General features: G+C 47.2%; 29 protein-coding genes. 18 read left to right on the top strand and 11 right to left on the bottom strand.

What is annotated here, in order from left to right; all coding sequences use genetic code 11:
• The first annotated feature begins 15 nt into the window (after positions 1-15).
• Together MH144_RS07490 and MH144_RS07485 are read left to right on the top strand one after the other, a co-directional pair.
• The gene (locus tag MH144_RS07490) at positions 16-1,035 is read left to right on the top strand and encodes an acrylyl-CoA reductase family protein (RefSeq protein ID WP_239298853.1); all 1,020 of its coding nucleotides are present in this window, start codon (positions 16-18) and stop codon (positions 1,033-1,035) included.
• Between the two features lie 77 nt (positions 1,036-1,112).
• The gene (locus tag MH144_RS07485) at positions 1,113-1,670 is read left to right on the top strand and encodes a hypothetical protein (RefSeq protein WP_239298851.1); all 558 of its coding nucleotides are present in this window, start codon (positions 1,113-1,115) and stop codon (positions 1,668-1,670) included.
• Between the two features lie 95 nt (positions 1,671-1,765).
• On the opposite strand, the gene MH144_RS07480 is transcribed toward MH144_RS07485, so the two are convergent.
• On the bottom strand, positions 1,766-2,284 hold the full coding sequence (locus MH144_RS07480; protein WP_239298849.1) for a MogA/MoaB family molybdenum cofactor biosynthesis protein: 519 nt from the start codon (positions 2,282-2,284) through the stop codon (positions 1,766-1,768).
• A gap of 170 nt (positions 2,285-2,454) precedes the next feature.
• On the opposite strand from MH144_RS07480, the gene MH144_RS07475 reads away from it, so the two are divergent.
• Together MH144_RS07475 and MH144_RS07470 are read left to right on the top strand one after the other, a co-directional pair.
• The gene (locus tag MH144_RS07475; RefSeq protein WP_239298848.1) at positions 2,455-3,516 is read left to right on the top strand and encodes a CobW family GTP-binding protein; all 1,062 of its coding nucleotides are present in this window, start codon (positions 2,455-2,457) and stop codon (positions 3,514-3,516) included.
• Positions 3,517-3,583: 67 nt separating this feature from the next.
• Entirely contained in the window at positions 3,584-3,919 is a 336-nt protein-coding gene (locus MH144_RS07470) for a four-helix bundle copper-binding protein (RefSeq protein ID WP_095287680.1), read from the top strand.
• Positions 3,920-4,027: 108 nt separating this feature from the next.
• Here MH144_RS07470 and MH144_RS07465 read toward each other — a convergent pair whose 3' ends face one another.
• A complete protein-coding gene (locus tag MH144_RS07465; RefSeq protein WP_239298846.1) occupies positions 4,028-4,402 on the bottom strand; it encodes a hypothetical protein in 375 nt (124 codons plus the stop codon).
• Between the two features lie 136 nt (positions 4,403-4,538).
• On the opposite strand from MH144_RS07465, the gene argS reads away from it, so the two are divergent.
• The 5 genes from argS (at position 4,539) to MH144_RS07440 (ending at position 9,342) form a co-directional block, all read left to right on the top strand.
• Complete coding sequence (argS, locus tag MH144_RS07460; protein ID WP_239298844.1) at positions 4,539-6,266, top strand: arginine--tRNA ligase; 1,728 nt, start codon at positions 4,539-4,541, stop codon at positions 6,264-6,266.
• A 7-nt stretch (positions 6,267-6,273) separates the two neighbouring features.
• Positions 6,274-7,341, top strand: a complete 1,068-nt coding sequence (locus MH144_RS07455; protein ID WP_239298842.1) for an ATP-binding cassette domain-containing protein — start codon at positions 6,274-6,276, stop codon at positions 7,339-7,341.
• The gene (locus MH144_RS07450) at positions 7,338-8,048 is read left to right on the top strand and encodes a hypothetical protein (RefSeq protein ID WP_239298840.1); all 711 of its coding nucleotides are present in this window, start codon (positions 7,338-7,340) and stop codon (positions 8,046-8,048) included. Before MH144_RS07455 ends, MH144_RS07450 begins: the two co-directional genes overlap by 4 nt.
• Positions 8,049-8,162: 114 nt before the next feature.
• The gene (locus MH144_RS07445; RefSeq protein WP_239298838.1) at positions 8,163-8,693 is read left to right on the top strand and encodes a hypothetical protein; all 531 of its coding nucleotides are present in this window, start codon (positions 8,163-8,165) and stop codon (positions 8,691-8,693) included.
• A 1-nt stretch (position 8,694) separates the two neighbouring features.
• A complete protein-coding gene (locus MH144_RS07440) occupies positions 8,695-9,342 on the top strand; it encodes a YdcF family protein (protein WP_239298836.1) in 648 nt (215 codons plus the stop codon).
• Positions 9,343-9,393: 51 nt separating this feature from the next.
• Here MH144_RS07440 and MH144_RS07435 read toward each other — a convergent pair whose 3' ends face one another.
• From MH144_RS07435 to MH144_RS07415, 5 genes are all read right to left on the bottom strand, one after another.
• On the bottom strand, positions 9,394-9,567 hold the full coding sequence (locus MH144_RS07435; protein ID WP_239298834.1) for a hypothetical protein: 174 nt from the start codon (positions 9,565-9,567) through the stop codon (positions 9,394-9,396).
• 17 nt (positions 9,568-9,584) lie between these two features.
• A complete protein-coding gene (locus MH144_RS07430) occupies positions 9,585-10,385 on the bottom strand; it encodes a DUF4097 family beta strand repeat-containing protein (protein WP_239298832.1) in 801 nt (266 codons plus the stop codon).
• A gap of 33 nt (positions 10,386-10,418) precedes the next feature.
• Positions 10,419-11,075 (bottom strand): TetR/AcrR family transcriptional regulator, encoded by a 657-nt coding sequence (locus tag MH144_RS07425; RefSeq protein ID WP_239298830.1) that lies wholly within the window; start codon positions 11,073-11,075, stop codon positions 10,419-10,421.
• Positions 11,076-11,307: 232 nt separating this feature from the next.
• A complete protein-coding gene (locus MH144_RS07420) occupies positions 11,308-13,398 on the bottom strand; it encodes an ABC transporter ATP-binding protein (RefSeq protein WP_239298828.1) in 2,091 nt (696 codons plus the stop codon).
• 12 nt (positions 13,399-13,410) lie between these two features.
• Positions 13,411-15,156: an ABC transporter ATP-binding protein gene (locus MH144_RS07415; protein ID WP_239298826.1), complete on the bottom strand. Its 1,746-nt coding sequence runs from the start codon at positions 15,154-15,156 to the stop codon at positions 13,411-13,413.
• 494 nt (positions 15,157-15,650) lie between these two features.
• On the opposite strand from MH144_RS07415, the gene MH144_RS07410 reads away from it, so the two are divergent.
• Together MH144_RS07410 and MH144_RS07405 are read left to right on the top strand one after the other, a co-directional pair.
• Positions 15,651-15,947, top strand: a complete 297-nt coding sequence (locus tag MH144_RS07410) for a HesB/YadR/YfhF family protein (RefSeq protein WP_239298824.1) — start codon at positions 15,651-15,653, stop codon at positions 15,945-15,947.
• 125 nt (positions 15,948-16,072) lie between these two features.
• Positions 16,073-16,522 (top strand): NUDIX domain-containing protein, encoded by a 450-nt coding sequence (locus MH144_RS07405; RefSeq protein ID WP_239298822.1) that lies wholly within the window; start codon positions 16,073-16,075, stop codon positions 16,520-16,522.
• Between the two features lie 83 nt (positions 16,523-16,605).
• Here MH144_RS07405 and MH144_RS07400 read toward each other — a convergent pair whose 3' ends face one another.
• The 3 genes from MH144_RS07400 to MH144_RS07390 form a co-directional block, all read right to left on the bottom strand.
• The gene (locus tag MH144_RS07400) at positions 16,606-17,118 is read right to left on the bottom strand and encodes an ADP-heptose synthase (protein WP_239298820.1); all 513 of its coding nucleotides are present in this window, start codon (positions 17,116-17,118) and stop codon (positions 16,606-16,608) included.
• A gap of 184 nt (positions 17,119-17,302) precedes the next feature.
• Positions 17,303-17,746, bottom strand: a complete 444-nt coding sequence (locus tag MH144_RS07395; RefSeq protein WP_095287669.1) for a DUF441 domain-containing protein — start codon at positions 17,744-17,746, stop codon at positions 17,303-17,305.
• Between the two features lie 5 nt (positions 17,747-17,751).
• The gene (locus MH144_RS07390; RefSeq protein ID WP_239298818.1) at positions 17,752-18,750 is read right to left on the bottom strand and encodes a YpdA family putative bacillithiol disulfide reductase; all 999 of its coding nucleotides are present in this window, start codon (positions 18,748-18,750) and stop codon (positions 17,752-17,754) included.
• A 170-nt stretch (positions 18,751-18,920) separates the two neighbouring features.
• On the opposite strand from MH144_RS07390, the gene MH144_RS07385 reads away from it, so the two are divergent.
• The 6 genes from MH144_RS07385 to MH144_RS07360 all read left to right on the top strand — a co-directional run bounded on the left by MH144_RS07385 (position 18,921) and on the right by MH144_RS07360 (position 24,099).
• On the top strand, positions 18,921-19,514 hold the full coding sequence (locus MH144_RS07385) for a DUF2087 domain-containing protein (RefSeq protein ID WP_239298816.1): 594 nt from the start codon (positions 18,921-18,923) through the stop codon (positions 19,512-19,514).
• A 505-nt stretch (positions 19,515-20,019) separates the two neighbouring features.
• The gene (gene rsgA, locus MH144_RS07380) at positions 20,020-21,111 is read left to right on the top strand and encodes a ribosome small subunit-dependent GTPase A (protein WP_239298814.1); all 1,092 of its coding nucleotides are present in this window, start codon (positions 20,020-20,022) and stop codon (positions 21,109-21,111) included.
• A 55-nt stretch (positions 21,112-21,166) separates the two neighbouring features.
• Positions 21,167-21,505, top strand: a complete 339-nt coding sequence (locus tag MH144_RS07375; RefSeq protein WP_183520853.1) for a L,D-transpeptidase — start codon at positions 21,167-21,169, stop codon at positions 21,503-21,505.
• Between the two features lie 114 nt (positions 21,506-21,619).
• Complete coding sequence (locus tag MH144_RS07370; RefSeq protein WP_239298812.1) at positions 21,620-22,165, top strand: GNAT family N-acetyltransferase; 546 nt, start codon at positions 21,620-21,622, stop codon at positions 22,163-22,165.
• Positions 22,166-22,268: 103 nt separating this feature from the next.
• The gene (locus MH144_RS07365; protein WP_239298810.1) at positions 22,269-23,744 is read left to right on the top strand and encodes an aldehyde dehydrogenase family protein; all 1,476 of its coding nucleotides are present in this window, start codon (positions 22,269-22,271) and stop codon (positions 23,742-23,744) included.
• Positions 23,745-23,946: 202 nt separating this feature from the next.
• Positions 23,947-24,099 carry a hypothetical protein gene (locus MH144_RS07360; RefSeq protein ID WP_239298808.1) on the top strand — a complete coding sequence of 51 codons (153 nt, stop codon included), beginning with the start codon at positions 23,947-23,949 and terminating at the stop codon, positions 24,097-24,099.
• Positions 24,100-24,199: 100 nt separating this feature from the next.
• Here MH144_RS07360 and MH144_RS07355 read toward each other — a convergent pair whose 3' ends face one another.
• Positions 24,200-24,439: a hypothetical protein gene (locus MH144_RS07355; protein ID WP_095287663.1), complete on the bottom strand. Its 240-nt coding sequence runs from the start codon at positions 24,437-24,439 to the stop codon at positions 24,200-24,202.
• A gap of 422 nt (positions 24,440-24,861) precedes the next feature.
• Between MH144_RS07355 and MH144_RS07350 the strand changes: the two genes are divergently transcribed.
• Positions 24,862-25,182 carry a hypothetical protein gene (locus MH144_RS07350; protein ID WP_095358548.1) on the top strand — a complete coding sequence of 107 codons (321 nt, stop codon included), beginning with the start codon at positions 24,862-24,864 and terminating at the stop codon, positions 25,180-25,182.
• Positions 25,183-25,220: the final 38 nt, after the last annotated feature.

Below are 25,220 nucleotides of genomic sequence, written 5' to 3'. Positions count from 1 at the left end.
AAGGAGAGGATTTACATGGAGAATACGTTCCCGGCTTATGTCGTCCGAAGTCATGAACAAAGCGGAGTTAATGCAGCTGTAGAACAGCTAAAAAAAGAAGATCTGCCGAATGGAGATGTGACTGTACAAGTACAGTACTCCAGTGTCAATTATAAGGATGGACTCGCTACAATCGAAAAAGGCGGAGTTGTTCGTGAATATCCCATGGTACCGGGGATCGACCTGGCAGGTACGGTAGAAGAGTCCGTAAGTGGACGATTTGCCCCGGGGGACCGGGTGATCAGTACAGGCTTTGAGCCAGGGGTGTCTCATTTTGGAGGCTACAGCAGATATGCTCGTCTACGGAGCGAGTGGCTAGTTCCGCTGCCATCGGGTCTGAGTGAGAAGGAAGCCATGGCAATCGGCACAGCCGGTTTTACGGCAGCACTTTCGGTAGATGCTTTGCTCCAGGCAGGGGTCACACCAGACATGGGCAACATTTTGGTAACGGGGGCAACCGGCGGCGTTGGGAGTATGGCCGTGGCCATTCTGGCGAAACTTGGCTTTGAAGTGACCGCGAGTACCGGTAAAAAGAAGGAGCAGGAGAAGTTGCTTATAGATCTGGGCGCCTCACAGGTTATTTCACGCGAAGAAGCTGACGCCCCGGCCAAAGGGGCGATGGGCAAACAGCTGTGGGCAGGAGTTGTAGATCCTGCGGCTGGCCCAGCTCTGGCCGAACGCCTGAAACAGGTTCAATATGGAGGGGCAGTTGCCGTGTCCGGATTGACTGCGGGGTCCCGATTTGAGTCTACCGTATTTCCGTTTATCATGCGGGGCATTCAGTTAATCGGGATCGATTCAGTGTATTGTCCAATGGAGCGACGGGAACGCTTGTGGAACCTGCTTGGCGGGGATTGGAAGCCGGACCGTGCGCTGGAGCTGGGGATTCAGGAGATAACTTGGGCACAGCTGCCACACACGCTGGAGAACATTTTGCAGGGTGGTGCGGTGGGGCGTACTGTGGTAAATACGATGGCAGACATACCAACCGAATAAGATCTTTTTCTCCTAGACATGCTAATCCTACCTAAGATTGCCACGAAACAAGAAGTGGTGCGAAAGGAAGGAAACGTATGCGTATTGGAAGAAAAGGAGCGCACTGGGCAGTAGGACGAGGTTTGAGGTTCTTGTTGGCTGGATGTATGCTCGTACTGTGTATGGGATCCCTTATTGCCTGTTCAAGTGAATCTGCTCAGCAGGAGCGAAAGGTGTACAGTGGGCAAGCGACGGAAGAGGGCAATATGAGAGCCCAGAGTCAGGGACATGGGTTAAACGGCCCACTGATTCAGGAGCTGGATAAATCCTTTGCTGCCAAAGACATCAAGTTAATGAACAACATGTCCGCAGATGATGGCGAAGGCGGAATCTCCTACATGTACCTGCTAAATGGGAGCGGCCGACATATTGTGAAGGTTCACATTTTTGGTGATCCGGACACACGAACCGCGCGAATGAAAGAAATGTACGGTATTTCTGACGAGCAGGCAGTTATTGAAAATGCACTTGGCCAAACAACGATTCGGAGCAAAGGATATGTGTCACTTGTGTACACCGCTTCAGGTGGGGAGAAGGACATTTATGGAGAAAAGGTAACCCAAGTATTCCAGCATGTGCTGAATCAGTTGAAATGACCGCAGAGGCAGTAAAGAGCAGCAACAGCATTGAGCATATTCATTCATGGGATGAATTAAATCAATCTATAAAAATGACAAACCCGTCTGATCATTCAGACGGGTTTGTATATTTCGCGCATCACATGCCGCAGCTCTGGAATGATAATTTTTTCCATTGCCAGCTTGACCGCACCTTTGGAGCCCGGCATGGAGAAAACAGCCGTCCGTCCAATCGTTCCAGCTACGGCTCTGCTCAGAATCGCAGCTGAACCGATATCCTCCGTGTAACTGAGGAAACGAAAGATCTCACCAAATCCGGGCAGTTCCTTGTCGAGCAGGGAGGATACGGCTTCATATGTTGTATCTCTAGGAGCGATCCCGGTACCCCCACTGAGCAGTACGGCTTCAATATCATCCCGTACGGCCGCATCCTGCAGGATGGTGCGGATGCGCTCGGTTTCATCCGGCGTAATGATGTATTGGACAACTTCATATCCTGCCTGGGTCAGCAGTTGATGCATGAGTTGTCCGCTGGTATCCGTGTCCTTGGTGCGGGTATCGGATACGGTGACAATCATGCAAGAGACCTTGTCCGGTGCTTCTTGACGATGTTGTTCCACTGAGTTGGTCATGAGACATCCTCCTAATCCATATTTTCTCATAGCATAGACCATTCGGCAGTTTCAGGCAATGCGCCGGGAAGAATTGATCCATATTGCACAATGAATGCAGGATGGTGTACACTCGCTAGATATAGAATTAGAATGATCCATACAATGGTCAGCCAGAGAGGTGTATAGCAATGAGCGTAACGAGTGAAAAAGAAAAGTCCATACCAGTATATATATTGTCAGGCTTTTTGGGGAGCGGGAAAACGACGCTTCTTGTGCAGTTGATTGAACATTGGCAGCAAGCAGGCTTACGTCCTGCTGTAGTCATGAACGAGCTTGGTGAGGTAAACCTCGATGGTCAGGTGGTAGATGCTGAAGTACCCATGACTGAAATGCTCGGGGGCTGCATCTGTTGTACGGTTCGAGGAGACCTGGGTCTTCAGCTTGCTGATCTTGTGCAGGAGGAGTCGCCTGATGTCATCATCATTGAAGCTACGGGAGCAGCCAACCCGATGGAAATTTTGGATGCTGTAACGGAGACGTCCTTGTACATGCGTCTTGAGCTGAAAAGTCTCATTACCGTTGTGGATGCAGCACATCTGACAGGTTTGTATCAGGAGCAGAAAGGGCAGACGTTCAAGCTGATGCAGGAGCAAATTCGTTGTGCTTCTGTACTGATTCTGAACAAGACAGACCGGGTGGGTGAACAGGAAATCAGTGATCTGCAGCAGTTACTCACAAAGTGGAACATCTTTGCCCCGGTTATTCAAGCCGTGAGATGTGAAGTCGACATGGACCTGCTGCTTCAAAGTGGAAACGGAGTGCATGCCTATCAGGCTGCAGCAGCTGAATCGGATCATCAAGAGGCTGCGACAGAACACGTCCATACTGATGCATGTGCAGAGCATGGCTGTGGTCATAGTCATGATCATCATCATGAACATCACACTCCGCACGCATCACATGATCATGTTATGGTGTACACGCATTATTTTAACCAACCGGTCAACAGCGAAGCTTTTGAGCAGTTTATAGCTGGATTGCCGCGGGACGTATATCGAGCCAAGGGCATTCTCTCCTTTAGTGACACAGCTTGCCGATTCTGGTTTCAGTATGCGTATCGAGAATCGGATTACATGAAAATCACGCCTCAGGGAGACGTGCCGAATGTGGCTGTGTTCATAGGTGAGCATTTTGACCAGGCTGTCATTCGCCATCAATTGCTGGAAATGGAAGCCGTAAATCAGGCTTAATGATTCAAGGTTCCTCCAAACTGGGTATTAAGAAGCATAGCAAACTTTGCCTGGGAGGTAACTTTAAATGACACAACAACAATATCAACAATGTATTGATGCTTGCCTGGAGTGCATGAATGCTTGCAATGTATGTTACATATCCAGCTTGAAAGAATACGATCTGGCCATGCTTCGTGACTGTATCCGGCTGGACCGAGAATGTGCGGAAATCTGTGGGTTCGCTGCTCAAGCCATGACGCGTGGAAGTGATTTTATCGCTGAAATTTGTGAACTGTGCGTAAAAGCTTGCGAAGCATGTGCAGCAGAATGCAGCAAACATGAACACGATCACTGTCAGGCATGCGCCGAAGCTTGCCGTAAATGTGCAGAAGCTTGCCGTTTGATGGCAGCAGTAGCCTAATTATAGATGCATGAATGTAGCAGCCAAATGACTTTAAACATGATTGGCATAATCCCCTTTTGAAATCAACGCAAAGTACATCAAACCAGATGTGCGGATCCGTTGCAATCATGAGGGGATTTTTACGATCAAAATAAACTGGAAGCTCATACGGGGAGCATGAAGAGTACAGAATTGGTTTAAAGCAGCGGATGGCTTGTACCACAGAAATCGCTCGACAGTTGCCAAAGTCAGGAGCGATATGTATAATGATGGCAATGAATTGAAACGATGAATATCTATGATCGGGAGAGTAACCAGAATCATGCCTAACAGCGAGCCGGAGCAGGTGGAAGCCGGTATGCCATGACCTGTGTGAACCGCACCCGTGAGATGGTTATCCGAAGTGATGCTTTTTTCGGGCAAGAAAGACAAGGCATCTTCATGAGGGTAATCCGGCATGCGGCCGTTATTCGCACCGAGCGGAGCAGCTTCGGATGCCATATGATATGCGGCAGTGCGAGGTTGTTCACCTAGAGTGGTACCGCGGGAACTGTCAGATCAGCTCTCGTCTCTTTTATAGAGACGAGAGCTTTTTTTTGTTTTTGATAAATCGATATCAGATAAAGGAGTGTTTAGCATGTTAATGAAACAAGCGGCAGCATATCTTGCTCCTCTTACGGGGCTTGAAGAAGAAGAGGTTCTCAAGCTTTTGGAAATCCCACCACAACCGGAGCTCGGGGATGCAGCATTTCCTTGTTTTGTACTCGCCAAATCACGGAAGAAAGCACCTGCAGCGATTGCTGCGGAGATAGCAAGCGAACTAAAGACAGCAGACTTTACTGCTGTAGCAGCAGGGCCTTATGTGAATATCCAGTTTAACCGGGAGAAGTGGTCCTCGGAATTGCTGGAACGGGTGGGCCATCCTTCATTTGGTAAGCTCAAGATTGGCAGCGATGCACGCGTATTAATTGATATGTCATCACCCAACATCGCGAAACCGTTCGGAATTGGACATCTTCGTTCAACGGTGATTGGCGCAGCGTTATATCGGTTATACAGTGAAGCGGGATATGTCCCGGTGAGTGTAAATCATCTTGGAGATTGGGGAACCCAATTTGGGAAACAAATTGCTGCCTACAAACGCTGGGGTAACGAAGAAGCGCTTCAGGCAGAACCTATCCGCACTTCCCTTGAACTCTATGTACGGTTCCACGACGAAGCGGAGAATGACCCAACCCTGGAGACCGAAGCCCGTGAGTGGTTCCGCAAACTGGAGCAGGGAGATGAAGAGGCCAGACGGTTATGGACGTTCTTTGTAGAGGTGAGCATGAAGGAATTCGACCGGATGTATGAACGTCTGAATGTACAGTTTGACCATACTCTCGGCGAAAGCTTTTACAATGACAAGATGGGACCCGTTGTGGAAGATCTCAAAACCAAGGGTTTACTGGAAGAGAGCGACGGAGCGTTAGTTGTGCGTTTGGAGGAAGAAAATATGCCGCCTTGCCTGATTATCAAAAAAGACGGAACAACCATCTATCCGACTCGGGATTTGGCCACAGCTGTTTATCGTCATGATGTTATGAAGGCTGATAAGCTGTTATATGTCGTTGGGGGAGAGCAAAAGCTGCATTTCAAACAGGTATTTGCCGTATTGTCCCGGATGGGATATGAGTGGGCTGCGAACTGTGAGCATATTCCGTTCGGGTTGATGCGCTTTGAAGGGCGGAAGATGTCCACTCGGCGCGGTAAAGTCGTCTTTTTGCAGGAAGTGCTGGATGAAGCGGTTGCTCGGGCTTTACAGATCATTGAAGAGAAGAATCCCGCTCTGGACAACGCGCAGGACGTTGCGGAAGCCGTAGGTGTAGGGGCGATTGTTTTTGGTGATTTGCGCAACAACCGTCTGAACGATGTTGATTTTTCCTTGGAAAGTGCAGTCAGTTTTGAAGGAGAGACCGGACCTTATGTGCAGTACACCTATGCTCGGATGAACAGTGTGCTTGCCAAGGTCAAGGATACGAACAAGAGTAGTGAGATTAGCCAAGCGAGTAGCTCGAAAGATACAGAGATCAATGATGGTGCAAGTCACCCAGCAAACGTTGGAGACGCCTCGTGGACGCTGCTTAAGTTATTGGCAGATTATCCAGCTTACCTTGAAAAAGCCGTTGGGCGCAATGAACCTTCGGTAATTGCCAAGTATGTGATTGATGTGGCCCAGGCATTCAACCGTTTCTATCACGCTGAACGGATCGCTGATGCCCCCGCTAAAGTAAGGCCGTTTCGGGTGACTTTAACCAAGTGCGCAGCTGAACGTATTGCCCGCAGTCTGTACTTGCTTGGCGTACAGGCACCTGAACGGATGTGATGTATTCGTGAAATGGGGGAAGCGTGGAGCTGGTCGTGAAGCAGATGAACCTAAGAATGATGAAGCAGACAAGTTGCCCGCAGGCATCGCGCTCCAGCATGTGAGCAAACGCCTCGGAGGAGTACCCGTATTGAGTGAGATTGATCTACATGTGGAAGCTGGAGAATGCGCTGTGTTGGTGGGTAGAAATGGTTCAGGTAAGAGCACACTGCTGCGTACTTTGGCAGGGTTTCTAGTTCCTGATTCAGGTGTGGTGTTTCAAACTTTAGAGAAAAAAAAGATGTATGCGCTCGACGGATTGCCACGTTTGCCCTTCACTTCGGCCGAATACTTGTGGGAAATGGGTCGTATACGTGGCATTCGCCCTACGTTGCTACGTCATCAAATAAACGAGCTGAGTGAGTTGTTTTTTCTTGGATCTGCGCTCGATCAGAAATTATCTCTGTTATCTAAAGGAACACTTCAAAAGGTGAACTTGATTCAAGCGATGCTGCCAGGTCCAGGTGGACTCATGCTGCTGGATGAGCCGTTATCCGGTCTGGACATTCCTGCCCAGGAGGCGGTCGTATCTCTGCTGCAACAATGGAAAAAGAAAGGTACTTCCATTGTGACGGCTTGTCATGAACCTGTGTTTATTGAGCATATGGCTGATCAGGTGTATGTTCTTCAGAAGGGTCGTGTATTACGACATTGGAAACACGCGGATCTAAAAGAGCTGGGAGAGCCCACTGTCCGAATCCAAAGTTTAATGAAGGGCTCGGATATAGAGATGCTAGATACATATTCGAAACTTGTTGAACAGGAGGGCGTTTTGCAGATCACTCGTCATGGGGAGAGAAATGATCGCAACGAAGTATTATGGAACTGGAAAGTGGAACGCAGTACAACAGATCATGTGATCCGTGAGATTTTTGCGGCTGGTGGTTCGATTGTATCTGTTTTGCAAGAGGAAAGCCGAGTACATATGGACCGTTTGCTGGAAGGGTATCATCCTGCAGATTATCTGAAGGAAGCTGTCACTGCATCTACTTCTTCCGATTCTCAGTTGGACATTATGGAAGGAGAATCTCCATGATCCATCTAACTCGGTATTTGCTGAGACATTACATCCGTTCACAGAAGTATTTTGCACCCGTGGTGATGTATGTCATCGCCATGCTCCTGATCTACTCATATCGTCCCAACCCGGTTGCGGACAGTTACAGTGTTACGGCCATGCTTCTCTTTTTTGGGTCCGCCTGGCTGGGATTGACAGTAATGAACGCAGAGCCAGCAGGGCAAATTCAATTGCTTGTACTGCATGCAGGAAATAGACGAAAAGTTATCCTTGGTCAATTATGGTGTGCATGGTTGATACTGTGTGCGCTTGTGGTAATCACGGTGTTGTATCCTGTGATGTTTGGCATGTTCGAGAGGCCGCCGACTGGCGGGGAGTGGATGATGGCGTGGTCCGGACATTTGGCATTATCTCTGCTCGGTTTAGGTGTAAGTCTTTTCTTTCAAAAATCGTATGTTTCCCGGTTTAGTCGCAGTCTGCCTGGATTGATTGTTCTACTGCTTCTTTCTTTTGTCCAAGGTTCACTCACAAGTCATTTGCCGGAATGGCTGCAATGGTTAAACAAGGTCTTACCCCCAGCTTTCTATCTTGTGCGTGAGATGATGATATTTGAAGAAGTAAAATGGGGAGCTATCTTATTACCGATCATTTGGACTGTATTGTATGCGTTCGTTCTTTTGTCCATTCATGTATGGCTGTCTGGAAGAAGGGATATACGGAGTTAGAAGCTGTTAATCCTTACGACTTGAATGTTGCTCTTTCTTTGGTTACGATAGAGGAACGTAGAACGGGAAATGGTACGGGAAGGAAAGGGGCGCTCGCTTTTGCAAAACTCAGACATGCAGAATAGTGACATGCTGGATAGCGAACACTCCAGAGAATTGTTTGCATACTACGGACTCGCTGTGTATTATGGACAGGCTCTTGAGCAGCAGCTCGTCAATCTGATCCTTTTAATGAAGATGTCTCAAGGCAAGGCTGTATCCGATGAAGATCTGGAAGATCTGTATGAGCGAAAAATGAGCAGTTCACTTGGGCAGCTTATTCATGAAGTTCGACATCATTTTACGTTTTCAGAGGAAGAGACCCGTCAATTAAATGAATTATGGAAGCAGCGGAATAGCATTGTGCATCACTACTTTAAGGAACGAATACACGAGACCTTTAGTCCCGAAGGGCGATCACGCATGATCAAGGAACTGGAAGATTTCAAAGACCGTGCGCAGGAGCTGGAGATCAGCCTTCAACAATACACGGGCGCCTGGATTGCACAGCTTGGATTGAATGCGGAATCAGCTGCGGCGCTGCGGCGACTTGAACATATGCATTCCGAGAGCTTGCATGCCCGAAGCATGGAAGAGGAGAATTAACGTGATTGACGGCAAGGTAGAGGGACGAAAACGGAAAAGAAGAGGGAAGCGAAACTGGCTGGTCATTTCCATTACATCCCTGATGCTCATGGGATTTCTCTGGGCCATAGTTACGGCCTGGTTAATCATGGCTTACACGGCTGAGCAATCATCGAGACAGAGTGATGCCGCCATCATCCTTGGTGCTGCTGTAGACGGGGATAATCCCTCGCCAGTATTTCGAGAGCGGATTGAACATGCAATTTTATTGTATCGTCAGGGGACGATACCTAACCTCATCTTTACCGGCGGTTCTGGACATGATGGTGAGCGCTCTGAAGCGGAAGTGGGAAGGGATTATGCAGTTGCTCACGGCGTAGATCCTGCAGATATTCTGTTCGAAACACAATCGAGAATTACAGAGGAGAATTTGGTCAACTCCATCGTGATTGGGGATAAGGCAGGATACCAGAATTATACGATTGTAAGTGACCCGCTGCATATGAAGCGGGCCATGAAGCTGGCAAGCGAACTAGGCATGGATGCCGTTCCGTCTCCAACCCAAACGACAGCCTATCAGACCTGGCGCAGCCAAATTCCATTTTTGGCACGAGAGACTGTATTATACATGGGGTATACGGTAAAAGGATGGATCGACAATCTTCAGTAGCCTTGAGGCGAATTGTAGGTTGTCTTTTCTTTTTGCACAACTGGGCAGCTGCTATGTCCCCGGATAATTAATGGCTGCACTCACTAGCGCTGCTGCACCAAACCCGATAAACCACCAGGGCCAGCGCACGATATTCCCTTTGCGTCTGCCAAGGATCAAACCGATAATCCCCATTAATAATACGGCAGTAGCCAAGCTGCTGCCTACAATCCAGCCAATACTCATACAAGAATCCCTCCTGCTTATGATAGATGTTCTGAATATTTCCCGACGAGAAATGATCCGCCTCTAACTTTTACTTGAAATGGATACATACCGTGACCATAAATACGTTGATCTCCAAGATTCCGAAGCGTAAGATCACTTTTGAAGCGCCCTCCAGTTTGCTTGAAGTGTAGTTTGAATCCTTCGTGATTGTCCGGAATTTGAACGTCTATATGGCTGCTGGTAGAGACATGGTCCAACGAATGTAGCATAGAGGAAGACTGGATCGTCAGTGTTCTGCCAGTTGTTCGCGAATGAATATAAGTGAATTGTCCATGTAGATGGACGGGAGAAGAGGTCGCATGCAGCATGAGTTGATTGGAATGCAGGTTGACACCATCTATCCGACTGCCGATTGCACGCAAATGAAAGTGTCTTGTACAACCCGATAAGTTCAGCTTGCTTGATGTACAGTGACAATCCAAATGCTGCGCATCGATGTTGTCAACCGTGATCCGTGTCCCGACGGTTTTCAGAGATATTCGTTTCATTGTGTGGGGAGGGAGCAGGATGCTCAGTGATGTGCGCTGAAAGTTTATGCCGAGCGGGAATGCATTTTTGCATCCGTCGATAATGTGAAGCGTGTTGTCACTAATCCTAGCCTCATAACACCGAGCCAAAGGAAAGCGGATATTGGCCCGTTGAACAATGCGAATAAAATCATCCTGATCTGAACCAGTGGCAATATGCACATTACCATGCATCCAATCCAGATGGAGGAAATGAACAGGTGTCTCTAACTTCATTTCTTTACAAATGATAAGTCCATCACGTTTCAATCGTACGCCTCCTCATTTTTTACCCCTGTCATTCTACTCGTGTACAAATGCACCAATCTTCTCATGGTGTGCCAGAATTCGTTCGATCAATCCATTGTTCACGATGTCTGCCCCAAGTGATCTCATGAGCGTCTGCAAAAAGTGGAGGCGCTGCTTCGTATCTGAGATCGTGCGGCCAAAGATCGCAGGATTGATCCAGATGTTAACCAGCATCATAAATACTTCGGCCGTTGCCTCGGGATCAGCTGTGCTGATCGATCCATCCACAACACCCTCTCTCAGGATGTCCGCAATAACGGGTGCGTCGATTTTAACGGCCTGCTGAATGCCTCTGACAATAAAGAGTGGATTTTTGATCTGAGTTTGAAGAACTCGATCCAGGGAATGGGCCTGTGGATCAGAAAGAACCTGTTCCAGAATATGAACTAATTTTTCTCGTGCGGTGGCTGCATGGGTTTCAATCACCAATTGATCCAGCATGCGCGCCGAGTAGTCAAACTGTTGCTCCATAACAGCATTCAGGATTTCATCCTTGGATTTAAAGTGGTGATATATCGCGCCTTTGGACATACCGAGGGCATCAAGGATATCCTGAATACTCGTCTTCTCAAATCCTTTGTCAGTGAACAGTTGCGCAGCGACGGACAGAATGTGCTGAACGGTCTGTTCAGGGTGTTTGTTCCTAGCCATAGTAACCTCCTAATTTAAGATACCGACCGTTGGTATGTATAATAAGGCTAAATATCTTGAATGTCAATAAGAGGAAAATAAAAAGTGTAATCTAACGATAGCAGGAAATGCACTTTGCTTTATTTACAGTAGAAAAACGCCCTGTACGCAGACCGGAAAGTCTTCGCACAGGGCGGGGAAAAGGGGAACTTTAAAGACATTGTAGTTCAATAAATGTCTGATGAATGAGGCGTTACAGATTACCTCCAGCTAAGGAAGCAGATGTCTGGATGGCCTTGTCTGAGCTGCTGTTCTCGTTTACTACGCCAACCGCTTGTGCCCCTTGCTGAAGCTGATACATTTGATAATATCGTCCTTGGAGTTGCATTAGTTCATCGTGGGCCCCTTGTTCCACAATACGACCGCGGTGCAGGACCAGAATCTGGTCAGCAGAACGAATCGTTGAGAGGCGGTGAGCGATGATGAATGTGGTCCGTCCTTTTTTGAGGACTTCCAGTGCATTTTGAATCAAGGCTTCCGTTTCGGTATCGATATTGGCCGTTGCCTCGTCGAGAATAAGAATTGCCGGATCGAAGGCGAGTGCTCGGGCGAAAGAAATTAATTGACGTTGTCCGGCAGATAGCGTACTTCCTTTTTCGATAACGGGTTCATCGAATCCCTGAGGCAGATGTGCCAGGATCCGTTCTGCTCCCACATCACGAAGCGCCTGCTCAATCTGTTCGCGAGTGATGCGTTCATCTCCAAGACTTACGTTAGACGCAATGGTTCCTGTGAATAAATATGGATCCTGAAGCACGATCCCCATATGCTGCCGAATACACTGTTTCGGCAACTCTTTGACGTTCTGACCGTCAATGGTAATCTTGCCTTTTTGCGGATCATAGAACCTGAATAACAGGTTAATAATCGAACTTTTACCCGAACCGGTATGACCGACCAAGGCAACGGTTTGGCCCTGTGAGGCTTTGAACGAAATATTGTTCAGCACGAAGTCTTTTTTATATGCGAAGGATACATCGTCAAATACCACATTTCCCTTGTACCTTGGCATCGAGCCATCGGTTACAGGTTCTCCCTGTTCGTCCATTAGCTCAAAGACACGTCCGGCGGATACGAGGGAAGAATCCAGGTTCGCCAGTTGGTTCACCATACCGGTGATCGGTTGGAACAAACGACCCAGAACATCGACGAATGCATACAGAACACCCAGTGAAATAATACTAGTGCCGTCCAGCACACTGGAACCGAAGTACCACAGAACAACTGCAAAAGCGATATTCCGCAATACGTTAACCAAGTTGTGTGAAGTGAAGGCATTTAGGTTCAGCATTTTGTTCTGGTGTTTCATATAATCATCATTCAAATCTTCAAATTCCTGTTTGGTCTGCTTCTGGTGACGGAATACACGAATAATGGACATCCCTTGAATGGATTCATTAATAATCGCATTGATCTCACTCAGCCGTGAACGAATAATGGTATTGTAACGCGTAGCGAATTTGCGATAGAGCACAATCCACAGAATCAGCATCGGTACAACGAACAACGAGATCAGACCAAGGCGGAAATCCAGCAGGAAGAGGGCGACATATACACCTGTAATCGTAATGATCCCTGAGAAAAAGTTCGACAGTACGGCAACGAACAGATCCTTAACGGCTTCAGTATCATTTGTGACCCTAGAAACGACTTTACCTGCGGGAAGATTATCAAAAAAGTGCACAGGCAGCCTTTGAATATGGGCGTAGACATCATTACGAAGCCTTTGAATAACCTTGTTTGCTGAGGATTGCAGCCAGTAGGTTTTACCAAACTCCATAATGACCGAGATCACGAGAAAGATCATGTAATATACAATTAATTGATAGATGCTTGGCATCTCAGGTTTGTAAAAAGCAAAGAGTTCACCAGCGGAAAGCGGCTCTGCCGCATATTGGCCGGTCACTTCACCCGCACGCGTAACCGTCAGGGTTCCATTTTCATATGAACGATCTCCATCGGGTGCACTTACGGGTTCATTAACGAAATAAAAGCTTTTGCCGGCTTGCAGTACTCTGACTTCGGCACCTTTTACTTCACCGGCTTCGAATCTGCCTTCTCGTTTGTAATTCTTACCGTTGTATACAGCTGCTTCGGATGAAGCCTCCGTCTCATAGAACGGCTGTTCAATGGCGAGTAGATGATTGTCAATCATCGACTTGGCGATGAACGGACCGGCGAGCTCAGCGGCTACACCGATCGTTAACATGATTAATGCTGCAATAAAAGTACCTTTGGCTTTCAGGGCATATTGAAGCAGCCTTTTGCCTGTATTCGACTTCAAAACGTTGACCTCCTACGTGGACAGATTGGATTCCACCTGCTGCCGTTCATATTGTTCACGGTACCAGCCGTTCATGGCAAGCAGTTCCTGGTGGGTTCCTTCTTCCGTAATTTTCCCGTGCTCCAGTACGATGATCCGGTCTGCGTGTTCAATGGCGGACAGGCGGTGCGTTGAGATCAGCGTTGTTTTGCCCGAGCGTTTGTTGCGTATGTTTTCAATGATTTTAGCTTCCGTCCTTGCATCGACCGCGGATAGGGCATCATCCAGGATCAAAATATCCGGATCGGCAATAAAGGCACGTGCCAGAGATACCCTCTGTTTCTGTCCACCCGACAGGGCAATTCCCTTTTCACCAACAAGGGTATCCAGTCCATCGGATAATGTACCCAAATCTCCCTCAAAGGCTGCGGTACGGATGGCTTCCATAATGACTTCATCACTTGCACCCGGCTTGCCGAATTGAATGTTTTGACGAACCGACTTGGAGAACAGCACCTGTTCCTGCGGAACGTAACCAATCCAGCTGTGTAAGTCATCCTTGGCGATCTCCTGAATCGGATGTCCGGATATGCTTAGTGTGCCAGAACCGGCAGGGTATTCATGAAGCAGCTGTTTGAGCAAGGTAGACTTACCGCTTCCCGTACGTCCCACAACACCGAGTGTCTGACCACGGCGAAGCGAGAAGCTGACATGACTAAGATTATCGACGGTGGAACTTGGATAACGGAATGTCACATCACGCATTGAAATCTCTTCAGGATTCGTAATATGTGCAGGCTGATCGACGTCTTGAACAGCAGGTGCTACAGATAAAGTTTCATTAACTCGGTCCAGTGAGGCACTGCCGCGCTGCATCAGGTTAATCAGTTCGCCAATGGCAAACATAGGCCAGATCATCATCCCCAGATACATATTGAACGATACGAGATCTCCTAGGGTAATTTCATTGTGAAACACGAGATAAATCCCATAGGCCAGCGCAATCACATAACTGAGACCGACACACAGCCGAATCGTAGGTTCAAACAGTGCATCCATCTTGGCTACAGCCAGGTTTTTGCGGTATACATCTTCGGTGACATCAGCAAACCGCTTCTGGTCCAGACGTTCCTGAACATAAGCACGAACCACACGAATACCCGCGATGGATTCAAGAACCTGATCATTCATGTCCCCGAACGCATCTTGTGCCAAGGTATAACGTTGATGGACGGCTTTCCCGTAGATCATCATGGCAATGGCGATAAATGGCAGTGGCAGAATTGCAGCAAGTGTCAGTTTCCAGCTCACCAGAAAACCCATAGCGAACAATACAGTTGCCAGGAAGGCAGTTGAGTCCGTTAGTGTCAGCATGCCGAAGCCTGCTGTTGTGGCAATGGAACGAAGGTCATTGGTAGCACGAGCCATCAGATCTCCCGTTCTGTTCTTCTCAAAGAAAGGCGGGGTCATCCGCAGCAGGTGATCCATGAAACGCGATCGTAACAAGCGTTCAACCAGATTCGCACCACCAAACAGTTTGTGCATCCATATGTACGTGGTCAGATAGATAATAACGACTGTTCCTAGGATAAGTAGAATGTAACGTGTGAGTGAGGCGCCAGTAATGGAACCGCGAACAATCTCGTCAATGGCATTGCCGAGCAGACGAGGGGGGAGCAGTTCGGCTACACCTACGAGAATGAGCAAAATGACACCGATCAGGTATCGTTTGCGTTCCAGCCGGAAGAACCAGGCTAGGTTTTTGAGTACAGAGAACAAGTGGTATCCCTTCCTTTCATGTGTCAGTGAAATACGTTATCTACTCATGTTTACCGGTTTCTACCCACAAAAAAAGACATACCGCACGCAGGCGGTATGTCTTGGATATCAATCATACGGCGCATGGCTCCGAGAGCAGAGCCACCGCTGAACATAAGTATCGTAAGTGTGCGCAGCAGTTAACCTTATTCAGGATTACTGCATTGCTGACTTAAGAACGGAATAACGATTTCGAGGGCGCTCCGGTATTTAATTGTGAGCTGAATAGACCATCCATATGAATGTTAAACACCGTAATCACCCTTTCTGTTTTGGAAATAAATTGAATGTGGATCTCGTATGTTTGCATCTTAACACCGCCTTTTGGGATCTGTCAAACTTTTTTCACAATTGCATGAGCAGCTATTTTTGTTTATTTCTGTGGTGTAATGTTTGAACTCAAGCCCATCAAGCGATATGATGTAACATATATATAGAGAAGGAGCTGACATCAAATGAGTACCATACATGTATCTGACCGCGCTGCCCGCTGGTATAAGGAAGAACTGAACTTGAACGAAGGAGACAGCATCCGATTCTTCGCGCGTTATAGCTCCGGTGGAGGTCTCCACCCTGGTTTTTCACTGGGAATTGCTGTTGAGGAACCGAGCCACCCAGCTGAGCAAACAGAAGTTTCGGGTATTCGCTTTTTTATGGAAGATCACGATTATTGGTACCTGAAAGGCCACAAGCTGCATGTCGATGTAGTAGAAGAAGGACAAGATATCGAATATCGTTATACTGAGGTCTAATCAGGATTGTTTTGGCAATACCTTCAGTTCAACCTGTGTAATGAGTTGAAGGAACTGGATTGAAATGTGTCTAAGCATGGATTGTACCGCTGGCTTCTGCCGGCTTCGAACAGGAGGGATAGGAATTGAATCCGCCAGCCCGAGATTTGGCCCAATATATTGCACACCGCTCCCATATTGTGGTGAAGGCTGCAGTTTGGGCCGAAAACGAACGAGGTGAATTGTTGTTGATCCAGCACGCCGAGCAAGGTCATTGGCGTATTCCCGTTGGACAGATGCGTCCTGGCGAAGCCATTGAAGATACAGCTCATCGGGAATTGTGGGAGGAGACGGGATGGACAGCAAACAGCATGACACTTGAAACACTGCATTCGGGTCCCGACCTGAGACAGCTGCATTCCAGCGGGGATGAAGATTATTATGTAATTGCCCTGTTCAGAGCACGAATCATTCAGGATCGTCTGGTGGAGTCGCGAGTAAACAGCGAGGCAGGGTTGAAGTTTTTTGACCCGGAATCACTTCCGGTGTTGAATGGCTTAAGTCGTATGTTGCTTGAACGTACAATATTAGATTAAGCGGCAAGCCAAAAGAAGCCTTTCCAACGGGGAAAGGCTTCTTTTGGCTATAGCACATGCGCATACAGAATGCTTCAGATCAGCTAGACCTGATCGAGAGGTTCCTCGTCCATCGCAAAATCAAAGTCATCAATATCAAATACTTGCACAGGGGCCGATGACTCTATAATTCGTGCGATCAGTTCAACCTGATCCGTGAGAATTGGGATACTTAGGCGCTGTGAAGTAAGCAGCAGCTCTGTCTCAATCGGATCGAAATACTCACCATATTGAGCTGTATCCACTGCATTGATTATGGCGATGGACACCTGATCACCAAACAGGATTGACGGGCTTTTTGCCCAAGGAACGGATAGGGCACGTTCGATCTTCTTCTTATTCAGCGGTTCTTCAAAATAAGAAATGATCTCGTTAATTTTCGATTTTACATGCTGATCATCAGCCGGGTTATCCATCAAAGGATCCGGGCTGACCTGAAATTCATATAACTCCAAGATGGTGGTATAAGGAACAATATATTCAACAGGCGCGGGCGGCGCGAGCAATTGACCGTAAATAGCCACCATCACGGCTTCTGTAATAAACTGACGTGACATGGGTACCTGAATCCTCCTGCGGCCATTAATAATTGCGAGGTGAATCAATTTGGTTATGCAAACGAATACAAATTAAATTGATTTCTCTGCTATGGACATGGATGCATGAATTGCATGAATAGTAGTATATCATACAACGGTGGGAAATACAGCCAGTCAGTAGAATGTCAAGTCCCAACTTCAATCAGGATTTGCCGAGCAGCAGGGACAGTATCCCTGCCGCAATCAGTGGTCCTACTGGGACTCCTTTGAATAGGGCAACCCCCAGTACGGTTCCAATAAGAAGCCCAGCAACAACTGTTGGTTGCGTGCTCATTAGCGTAGCGCCCCGTCCACCCAGATAAGCCACCAGTAAGCCTACACCTATGGCGAGTAGCGATTTCCAGTGAAGGAAAGACTCCCCGATCGTCTGCAGACTCATCTTACCGCTGGCAAGGGGCGCCATGACCCCGATGGTCAAGATGATAATGCCAAGCGTAAGCCCGTATTTTTCAAGCCAGGGAAAAGCTTGGTTCACATTCAATACACGTAACAGAAGCAGAAATACCATGGCTACGGTCACAGGTGTATTGCTGCTGATAATACCAAGTGCTGCAAACACGAGCAACAGCAAAGAGGTCATATCCATGGATTTCAATTCCCTTCAGCCTGCCCGCGTTGCCGACTTACGATATGCTCCGCAATATATCTTCCATGCCAGCGTCCGGATTCGATGAATACTTCATTGGCATTGCGTCCAGAGGCGATAACTCCGCCAACATAAACTCCCGGCACACTGCTTTCCATGGTTTCCACATTATACACAGGTTTGTCCAGGTCATCTGACATTTCAACGCCTACGGAAGAAAGGAGTTTTCTGTCCGGACGGAAACCGGTCAAAGCCAGAACGAAGTCGTTATCAAGCTCACTTGTTGATCCATCTGCATGAAGCAGGCGAATGGAATCATCCAAAATCTCATTAACCCGTGCACCGAGATGGAGCGTAATGCGGCCTTTCTGAACCATGCTCTCAAATAGTGGGCGTACCCATGGTTTGATATGCTCGGACAGACCCGTACCCCGATATACCATGTCAATGTGGGCGCCAACACGGACGAGTTCCATCGCTGCATCCACAGCCGAATTGCTACCTCCGATAATTGCTACACGCGTACGGGTGTAGGGATGTGCTTCCCGGAAATAGTGAGTCACTTTATCTTTGTCTTCTCCCGGAATACCGAGGTAATTCGGGTGGTCGAAGTAGCCAGTTGCAACAATGACATTGCGTCCCTGATGAACAAGGCTTTCCCCGCGACGATTGACCGTATGTACTTCAAAGGTTGCATCGTCTTTTCGTTTGATTTCGCGGGCTTCCTCATAATTATGAACACGAAGGCCGAAGTGTTCGGCTACTTTGCGATAATAGGCGAGTGCCTCATAGCGAAAAGGTTTGTCGTTTGGCGAACTGAACGGGACATTTCCGATCTCGAGCAGTTCCGCTGTACTGAAAAATTGCATATGGGTTGGATACAGATAGATGGATTGTACAATATTGTACTTCTCTACAATGACAGCTGACAGACCCAGCCGTTCACATTCGATGGCGGCAGATAGACCACAAGGGCCTCCGCCAATGATAATTACATCTTCCATGTTCTTACTCCTCCTTCATTCAAGCAATATTATCCTACCGTAAATAGTCATGTAATGCCAGTTCACGCCAGGAATTGGCGGAAGAAAATTCCGAATAACAGGTTTGACTTTGTCGAGAGAAAAGATTAACATCAAATTAGATATTCATCTAAACGAAAGAGGCGACGCCCATGCAACTGGAGAAAATTGTGGCTTACCACAAAGCCCTGGCGGATCCTACCCGGCTGCGTATGCTGCTATTGCTATCTCAGGGAGAACTGCACGGACAGGCTCTTGCCGAAAAGCTGAATTTGTCCCAGCCTACAGTTACTCATCACGCATCCAAGTTAAGAGAAGCGGCATTGATCAAGGAACGGAGGGAGAAAAATACGGTGTTCTTCTCTCTCAACCCATCCTTCATACGGGAGCACGCTCAAGCTTCCGTTGACTTTATTTTCAAAAGGGAGGAGGTAGCTGATATGAGTGATGTGAACGAAACGCTAAAAGCATCGGTCATGCGAAATTTCTTTTCCAAAGATGGACGCTTGCGTCAAATTCCTGCCCAGTACAAGAAGAAGCTGATCGTGCTTGGTCATTTGGTTGAACAGCTTGAATTCGGACGCAAGTATACGGAGAAAGAAATCAATGAATTTATACGTACGTACCATGAAGATTTTGCCACGATCCGCCGGGAATTCATCATGCATCAATTTATGTACCGGGAAGATGGAATCTACGAGCTTAATCCGAAGGAAATGTGGACTCGCTGGGATCAGGTTAAATAAACATCATAATAAAAGAAATAAAAGCAAATAATTAAACGAGGTAGGCAACATATAATTGGGCTTGACAAAAGCAGAGTACCATGTGTAACATGTTGGATAAATCTACAAGGGAGGCGATGTTATATGACAAACCTAACGGCAGTATACGTTAATTTGAATATGGACAGCGTCTCCGGAACGGATCAAAACATGTAAATGTACGTGAATTGGACAGGTATGTCCAGACTCGCGTAGAGTATAATTACATGTACAGATGAAGCCACGGGTGACGCACCCGTGGCTTTTTTTGATTACCGGAAAGAAGGGTGTCCCGTATTGCATGCTGCAGATTGTTAAACTTAACGTTCTGTGGATAATGCCTATAGGATAATCTTGATTCTGTTAACTTCGAATTGCCGCGGGTGGTTAATCACTCGTGGTTTATTTGCATTTATCCGTTCTGGAGGGCTTGTTCACATCATGGGTAGGTAGTTATTAAAAACATAATTTGGGAGGAAATCAACAGTTGAACAATCACTTGGAAAAGTACGGATGGTCTGCTAAATGGCAGGGATTTTGGCAGCAATCAGGGGTAGAACAGCAAATGAGAAAACCTGCACGAGTCATTGCTGACCACGGACAATTGCAGCGTCTTATCACAGCCGAAGGCGAATGCTGGGGAAGGGTATCGGGGCGAATGCGTCATGACAATCTGGAGACAGGGACACTTCCAGCAGTGGGAGATTGGGTAGCAATTACAGGTGAGCCCGGAGAAGAGGGTACAATTCACGGTATTCTCTCAAGGCAGAGCCGTGTATCTAGGCAGGCTGCCGGGTCCGTAACGAAAGAGCAGCTGATTGCTGCAAACGTAGATACGTTGCTGATCGTCGCAGCGCTTAATCATGATTTTAATCTTAGACGGTTGGAGAGGTATATCATGATGGCCTGGAATGGAGGGGTTAGACCTGTCATCGTTTTGAGCAAGAGTGATCTGTGCACTGATGTTGAGGAAAAAAGGGCTATGGTAGAAGGGATTGCTCCAGGCATTGAAGTACTGGCCCTGTCAGCTGCCCAGGATCATGGAAAAGCTTCACTTGAAACCTATCTGCAGCCAGGGGCCACAGTAGCCTTGACGGGTTCTTCAGGAAGCGGCAAGTCTACTCTTGTCAACTGGATGATGGGACGGAATGTACAGCTTGCCCAATCCGTCCGGGAGGACGATAGCCGTGGAAGACATACGACAACCCATCGGGAGATGTTCGTTTTGCCCCAAGGGGCTGTACTCATTGATACACCTGGTATGCGTGAGCTGAACCTGTGGGACGAGGGCAATGATGGACTTTCCCAGGCGTTTGGTGAAATTGAGCAACTTGCTGAAGCATGCAGATTCGTGGACTGCAGTCATACACGTGAAGCGGGCTGTGCTGTTACCGAAGCCATTCAAAATGGGTCTCTGGAAGAAAAAAGGCTAAACAATTACCTGAAAATGCAGAAGGAATTGCAGTATCAGCAGCGGAAAGAAGCAGTTGCTTCCAAGCGGCGGACTGCAACAAGCAAACCTGTGAATTCACGTAAATCCAAACATGCCCGGAGAGTAAACGATTGGGAAGAGCTCTAAATTAGGCGGGCATCCTTATGGCTGCAGCATAGAATAGGTCAGGAGGGATGTCATAATGCCGGATTACAGAATTATTGTAGATCTGTCAGATCACATGTTATATCTTCTCGATGGGAATCAGGTAATCAAGGGCTATCCTGTGGCAACAGGCAAGATGCTCACTCAGACTCCGAGCGGAGAATTTACCATTGTAAATAAACAACCCAATCCGGGTGGACCCTTTGGTGTGCTGTGGATGGGGTTATCTCAACCTCATTATGGCATCCATGGGACGAATGAACCTTCGTCCATCGGCAAGTCTGTATCACACGGATGTATCCGTATGTACAATCCAGACGTGCTGGATCTCTCTTCAAAGGTATCTATAGGCACAAGAGTAACGATCCGGCCATAGTGCCAGATCGTTACTCTCTCCTAAATTGGACATTATGGATGTATTTGGTATATGGAAGCAACATGCTTATAATAATGTACAATCACTACAATCTGAGAGGGAGGTGAGTGTTCGTTGATACAGATCAGACAAGCCCGTGAAGGGGATGCAGAAGGAATTGCCCATGTACATACAGAGAGTTGGAAGACGACATATCGAACTATTATACCGGATGATTTTTTGGACCATTTGACTACAGAGACAAGAATATCCCAATGGGAGCAAACCATACGCTCTGACGAAAAAAATCAGATTCTGATGGTGGCTGAACAGCCGGACGGGAATATTGTCGGATTTGCCTGCGGAGGAAGGGAGCGCGAAGGTAAGCTGCCTTATGATGCGGAGTTATATGCCATTTATTTGCTGGAAGATGTACAACAAAAGGGAATTGGTCAGCAACTGGCCGTGCAAGTTGTTCGGTATCTTCATTCTCTGGACATGAAGCGTCTGTTGATCTGGGCATTGGAGCGAAATTCGGCATGCCGTTTTTATGAAAAGATGGGTGGGAGTCCTGTCCATACACAACCCATACGAATAGGAGGGCAAGATCTGATTGAGATAGCCTACGGCTGGGGAAATCTGAATGATTTTGCCAGACAGGAGGCGCCTCCATCGGAATAGTAGAGTCTGAGTGACGCGTTTGCGCAATCTTTAATCAGGTTAATGAAGTACTACACTTCTTATAGAAGAAGAACATCTAATCTTGATTAGGAGGCGCATCCAGATGACTTTAATGGAGAAAACATCTGCAACTTGGACCAAACAGTATATTAATGGCGATTGGGTAGAAGGCTCCGGTGAGAAAACGATGGAGAACATGAACCCTTATACGGGGGAAGTGATTGCAACCTGGCGTTCTTCAAGTAAGACGGACATAGATCGGGCATACGAAGCCGCCCAAAAAAGCTCATTGGAATGGAGAAAGTCCCTGCCAGGTATAAAAGAAGGCATATTGCGAAAAGTGTCATCCTTGATGACCGATCGCAAAGAAGAAATATTGAATCTGTTGATTACAGAATCGGGGAGCACACGTATTAAGGCAGAATCGGAGTTTGCCGCAGCGAAACGCATAGTGGATGAATCGGCTTCGTTTCCCTACCGAATGAAAGGTGAGCTGCTTCCTTCAAACACACCAGGCAAAGAAAACCGAGTCATTCGCGAACCCAAGGGTGTGGTCGGAGTCATTGGACCATGGAACTTCCCGCTTCATTTGTGTCTTCGCTCCGTTGCTCCGGCCATTGCACTCGGGAATGGTGTAGTTATTAAGCCGGCATCGGACACGCCGATTACGGCAGGCTGGTTGATTGCGGATTTATTTCATCAAGCCGGATTACCTGAAGGTGTTCTGAATGTGGTTGCCGGAAGTGGTGGTGAAATAGGAGATTATTTTGTTTCCCATCCCATTCCCAAGGTGATTTCCTTTACAGGATCGACCAAAGTCGGGCAGGGGATCGGTAAACTGGCAGGAGAACATTTGAAAGAAACAGCCCTGGAGCTTGGCGGCAATAATGCAATGGTGGTACTCGAAGACGCAGACATTGAACGAGCCGCCGAGGCTGCGGTTTTTGGCAAATTTCTTCATCAGGGGCAGATATGCATGGCACTAAACCGGATCATCATACATGCCGATGTATATGACCAATTTGTCAAGTCGTTCGTGGACAAAACGAAGAGCATCCGAACAGGCGATCCTTCAGATTCCGAAACGATGGTGGGTCCCCTTATACGTGAAAAAGAGGTACAACGCTTGCTGGAATGGATCCAGACTGCTCAGCAAGATGGAGCGCGTTTGCTTCTAGGCGGGTCTGGTAAGGGCAGTGTGTTGGAACCCACGGTGCTTGTAGATGTCAAACCTGAACAGGATATTGTCCAACAGGAACTTTTTGGTCCGGTGGCCGTTCTCATGCGTGCAGTGGACGAGCAAGAAGCTGTCCGTCTGGCGAATGATACACCATACGGATTAAGTGGTTCTGTATTTACAAGCAATCTGGAGAGAGGTTACCGGGTAGCTCAAAACATTGAATCCGGCATGGTACATGTGAATGACCAATCTGTAAATGATGAGGCTCATGTCATGTTTGGCGGCGAAAAGTCTTCCGGGATTGGCCGCTTTGGCGGCGATTGGGCCATCGAGAAATTCACACGTACCCGTTGGATCAGTCTGCAGCATCAATACCGGGATTTCCCTGGCATCAATTAAACCGATCATTCGAGAAAGATCGACATGGAATGCGAAAGTCCGCTCCTGGCTTGAGGTGGCGGGCTTTTGCACGTTTTTACATCACGAATTTGGACGAAAAGAAATCCGAGAGAAAAGCTGTTTGGGACTCGTCCAATCTGGTTATTTATGGATACACGGGAGTACCGATCCGTAAATCCAAAGGTAAAGGGGCTTGAATTCCATGTCCATTGACCGTTTTATTCTGAGAAAATTGAGCACTTGTCAGGAAGAGCATACACGTGCCAATCTGGTTCGGCTGTTCGTCATTCGCATCCGCAGAGCCGAGATCGCAGAGGAGCATGAAACTACTTATGCTGTCAGCAAAGTGCATTAAAATAGATAGAGAACCTTGCCTTCATCAAAAAAAGGAAGCTTGTCTTCATGGACAGCTTCCTTTTCCTGTTTGCATATGCAATTTCTTTACCGACTCTGCTTTAATACAGCGACAAGGCTAGAGAGTCATTTTCACTGCGGCTGTGCAGAATGGCCTCACAACCGACAATCTCAATACTAATCAAAGAGTGCAGACATTTTTGCAAAGCGCGTTTACCATTACTGATTTTATGCTCAAGGGCACTGCTAAGCAGTCGTAATGTCTTTTGCATAGGTTGTTTGTTTTCTTGATTGAAATATACAGGGATTGATTTGTTTTGAAAAGTTATTAGTGTTCTCACTAGAAATCACCTCACGAGAGTTATTTCATACTGGTTATATTAAATTCCAATGCTTAAAATTACCTTAAAATCAGCTTATGAAAACATAAAGGTGGGCAATGTTTGAAAAGTGTTCACAATTTGATTGTGGACGAAGGAATAGGAAGTCCCGAATACGAAATGTTCTCTCCCATTTATATGGAAGAAAAAGAAGTGTTTTCGCATCCTCGCAACAATTAACGTGAATAATGCCTCAAAAGTTCTGAGTCCATTGGACGATATTTTAATATTTATGTGGGTCATATGTAACAAAAATACAGGTTGTACATTGCAAATAGGGTGTTAATGTAAGAAAATAGGGTTGGAATAGCGATTCAACCGCTTTTTTTTGATTTAATTTGACATTAGGACAATTTACATATGAGACCATGGGAGGGATTATGATGATTCTTACCGTGTATTCCGGCCGGGAGGAAGGTGAATGGTTCGATATTGAAGTCCCGGATGAGTGTACGATTGAACATCTAAAAACATTGCTTGGGGTGCGGATCTTTGGACAGGCACCTGGTGATGGTATCCAATACATCCTTGAAGCCAAATTTCCCGAAGGGTTGTGGTTCTCTCCGCAGAACTCGCAGCAGCTGATGGAAACAGGCCTGCGGCAAGGAAGCTGTGTACGGGTTCAGCGGGCATTCTCAACCACTACGGAAGAAGCACCTGTATACGGAAGACGTTCGTTATTTCAGCAGGAGAGCAACGAATGAGTCTATTTGACGTATACATTCATTATCGAACCAATTAT

It is taken from the genome of Paenibacillus sp. ACRRY, from assembly GCF_022346995.1.
GTDB lineage: Bacteria > Bacillota > Bacilli > Paenibacillales > Paenibacillaceae > Paenibacillus.
The sequence above is the reverse complement of the archived record's forward strand: the minus strand, read 5'-3'. Positions and strand labels throughout refer to the sequence as shown.

Excerpts from the sequence above, each read along its gene's own strand:
- MH144_RS07490 (WP_239298853.1), top strand. The coding sequence starts at position 16 with ATGGAGAATACGTTCCCGGCTTATGTCGTCCGAAGTCATGAACAAAGC.
- MH144_RS07485 (WP_239298851.1), top strand. The coding sequence starts at position 1,113 with ATGCGTATTGGAAGAAAAGGAGCGCACTGGGCAGTAGGACGAGGTTTG.
- MH144_RS07480 (WP_239298849.1), bottom strand. The coding sequence starts at position 2,284 with ATGACCAACTCAGTGGAACAACATCGTCAAGAAGCACCGGACAAGGTC.
- MH144_RS07475 (WP_239298848.1), top strand. The coding sequence starts at position 2,455 with ATGAGCGTAACGAGTGAAAAAGAAAAGTCCATACCAGTATATATATTG.
- MH144_RS07470 (WP_095287680.1), top strand. The coding sequence starts at position 3,584 with ATGACACAACAACAATATCAACAATGTATTGATGCTTGCCTGGAGTGC.
- MH144_RS07465 (WP_239298846.1), bottom strand. The coding sequence starts at position 4,402 with ATGGCATCCGAAGCTGCTCCGCTCGGTGCGAATAACGGCCGCATGCCG.
- argS (WP_239298844.1), top strand. The coding sequence starts at position 4,539 with ATGTTAATGAAACAAGCGGCAGCATATCTTGCTCCTCTTACGGGGCTT.
- MH144_RS07450 (WP_239298840.1), top strand. The coding sequence starts at position 7,338 with ATGATCCATCTAACTCGGTATTTGCTGAGACATTACATCCGTTCACAG.
- MH144_RS07445 (WP_239298838.1), top strand. The coding sequence starts at position 8,163 with ATGCAGAATAGTGACATGCTGGATAGCGAACACTCCAGAGAATTGTTT.
- MH144_RS07435 (WP_239298834.1), bottom strand. The coding sequence starts at position 9,567 with ATGAGTATTGGCTGGATTGTAGGCAGCAGCTTGGCTACTGCCGTATTA.
- MH144_RS07425 (WP_239298830.1), bottom strand. The coding sequence starts at position 11,075 with ATGGCTAGGAACAAACACCCTGAACAGACCGTTCAGCACATTCTGTCC.
- MH144_RS07410 (WP_239298824.1), top strand. The coding sequence starts at position 15,651 with ATGAGTACCATACATGTATCTGACCGCGCTGCCCGCTGGTATAAGGAA.
- MH144_RS07400 (WP_239298820.1), bottom strand. The coding sequence starts at position 17,118 with ATGTCACGTCAGTTTATTACAGAAGCCGTGATGGTGGCTATTTACGGT.
- MH144_RS07395 (WP_095287669.1), bottom strand. The coding sequence starts at position 17,746 with ATGGATATGACCTCTTTGCTGTTGCTCGTGTTTGCAGCACTTGGTATT.
- MH144_RS07390 (WP_239298818.1), bottom strand. The coding sequence starts at position 18,750 with ATGGAAGATGTAATTATCATTGGCGGAGGCCCTTGTGGTCTATCTGCC.
- MH144_RS07385 (WP_239298816.1), top strand. The coding sequence starts at position 18,921 with ATGCAACTGGAGAAAATTGTGGCTTACCACAAAGCCCTGGCGGATCCT.
- MH144_RS07375 (WP_183520853.1), top strand. The coding sequence starts at position 21,167 with ATGCCGGATTACAGAATTATTGTAGATCTGTCAGATCACATGTTATAT.
- MH144_RS07365 (WP_239298810.1), top strand. The coding sequence starts at position 22,269 with ATGACTTTAATGGAGAAAACATCTGCAACTTGGACCAAACAGTATATT.
- MH144_RS07360 (WP_239298808.1), top strand. The coding sequence starts at position 23,947 with ATGTCCATTGACCGTTTTATTCTGAGAAAATTGAGCACTTGTCAGGAA.
- MH144_RS07350 (WP_095358548.1), top strand. The coding sequence starts at position 24,862 with ATGATTCTTACCGTGTATTCCGGCCGGGAGGAAGGTGAATGGTTCGAT.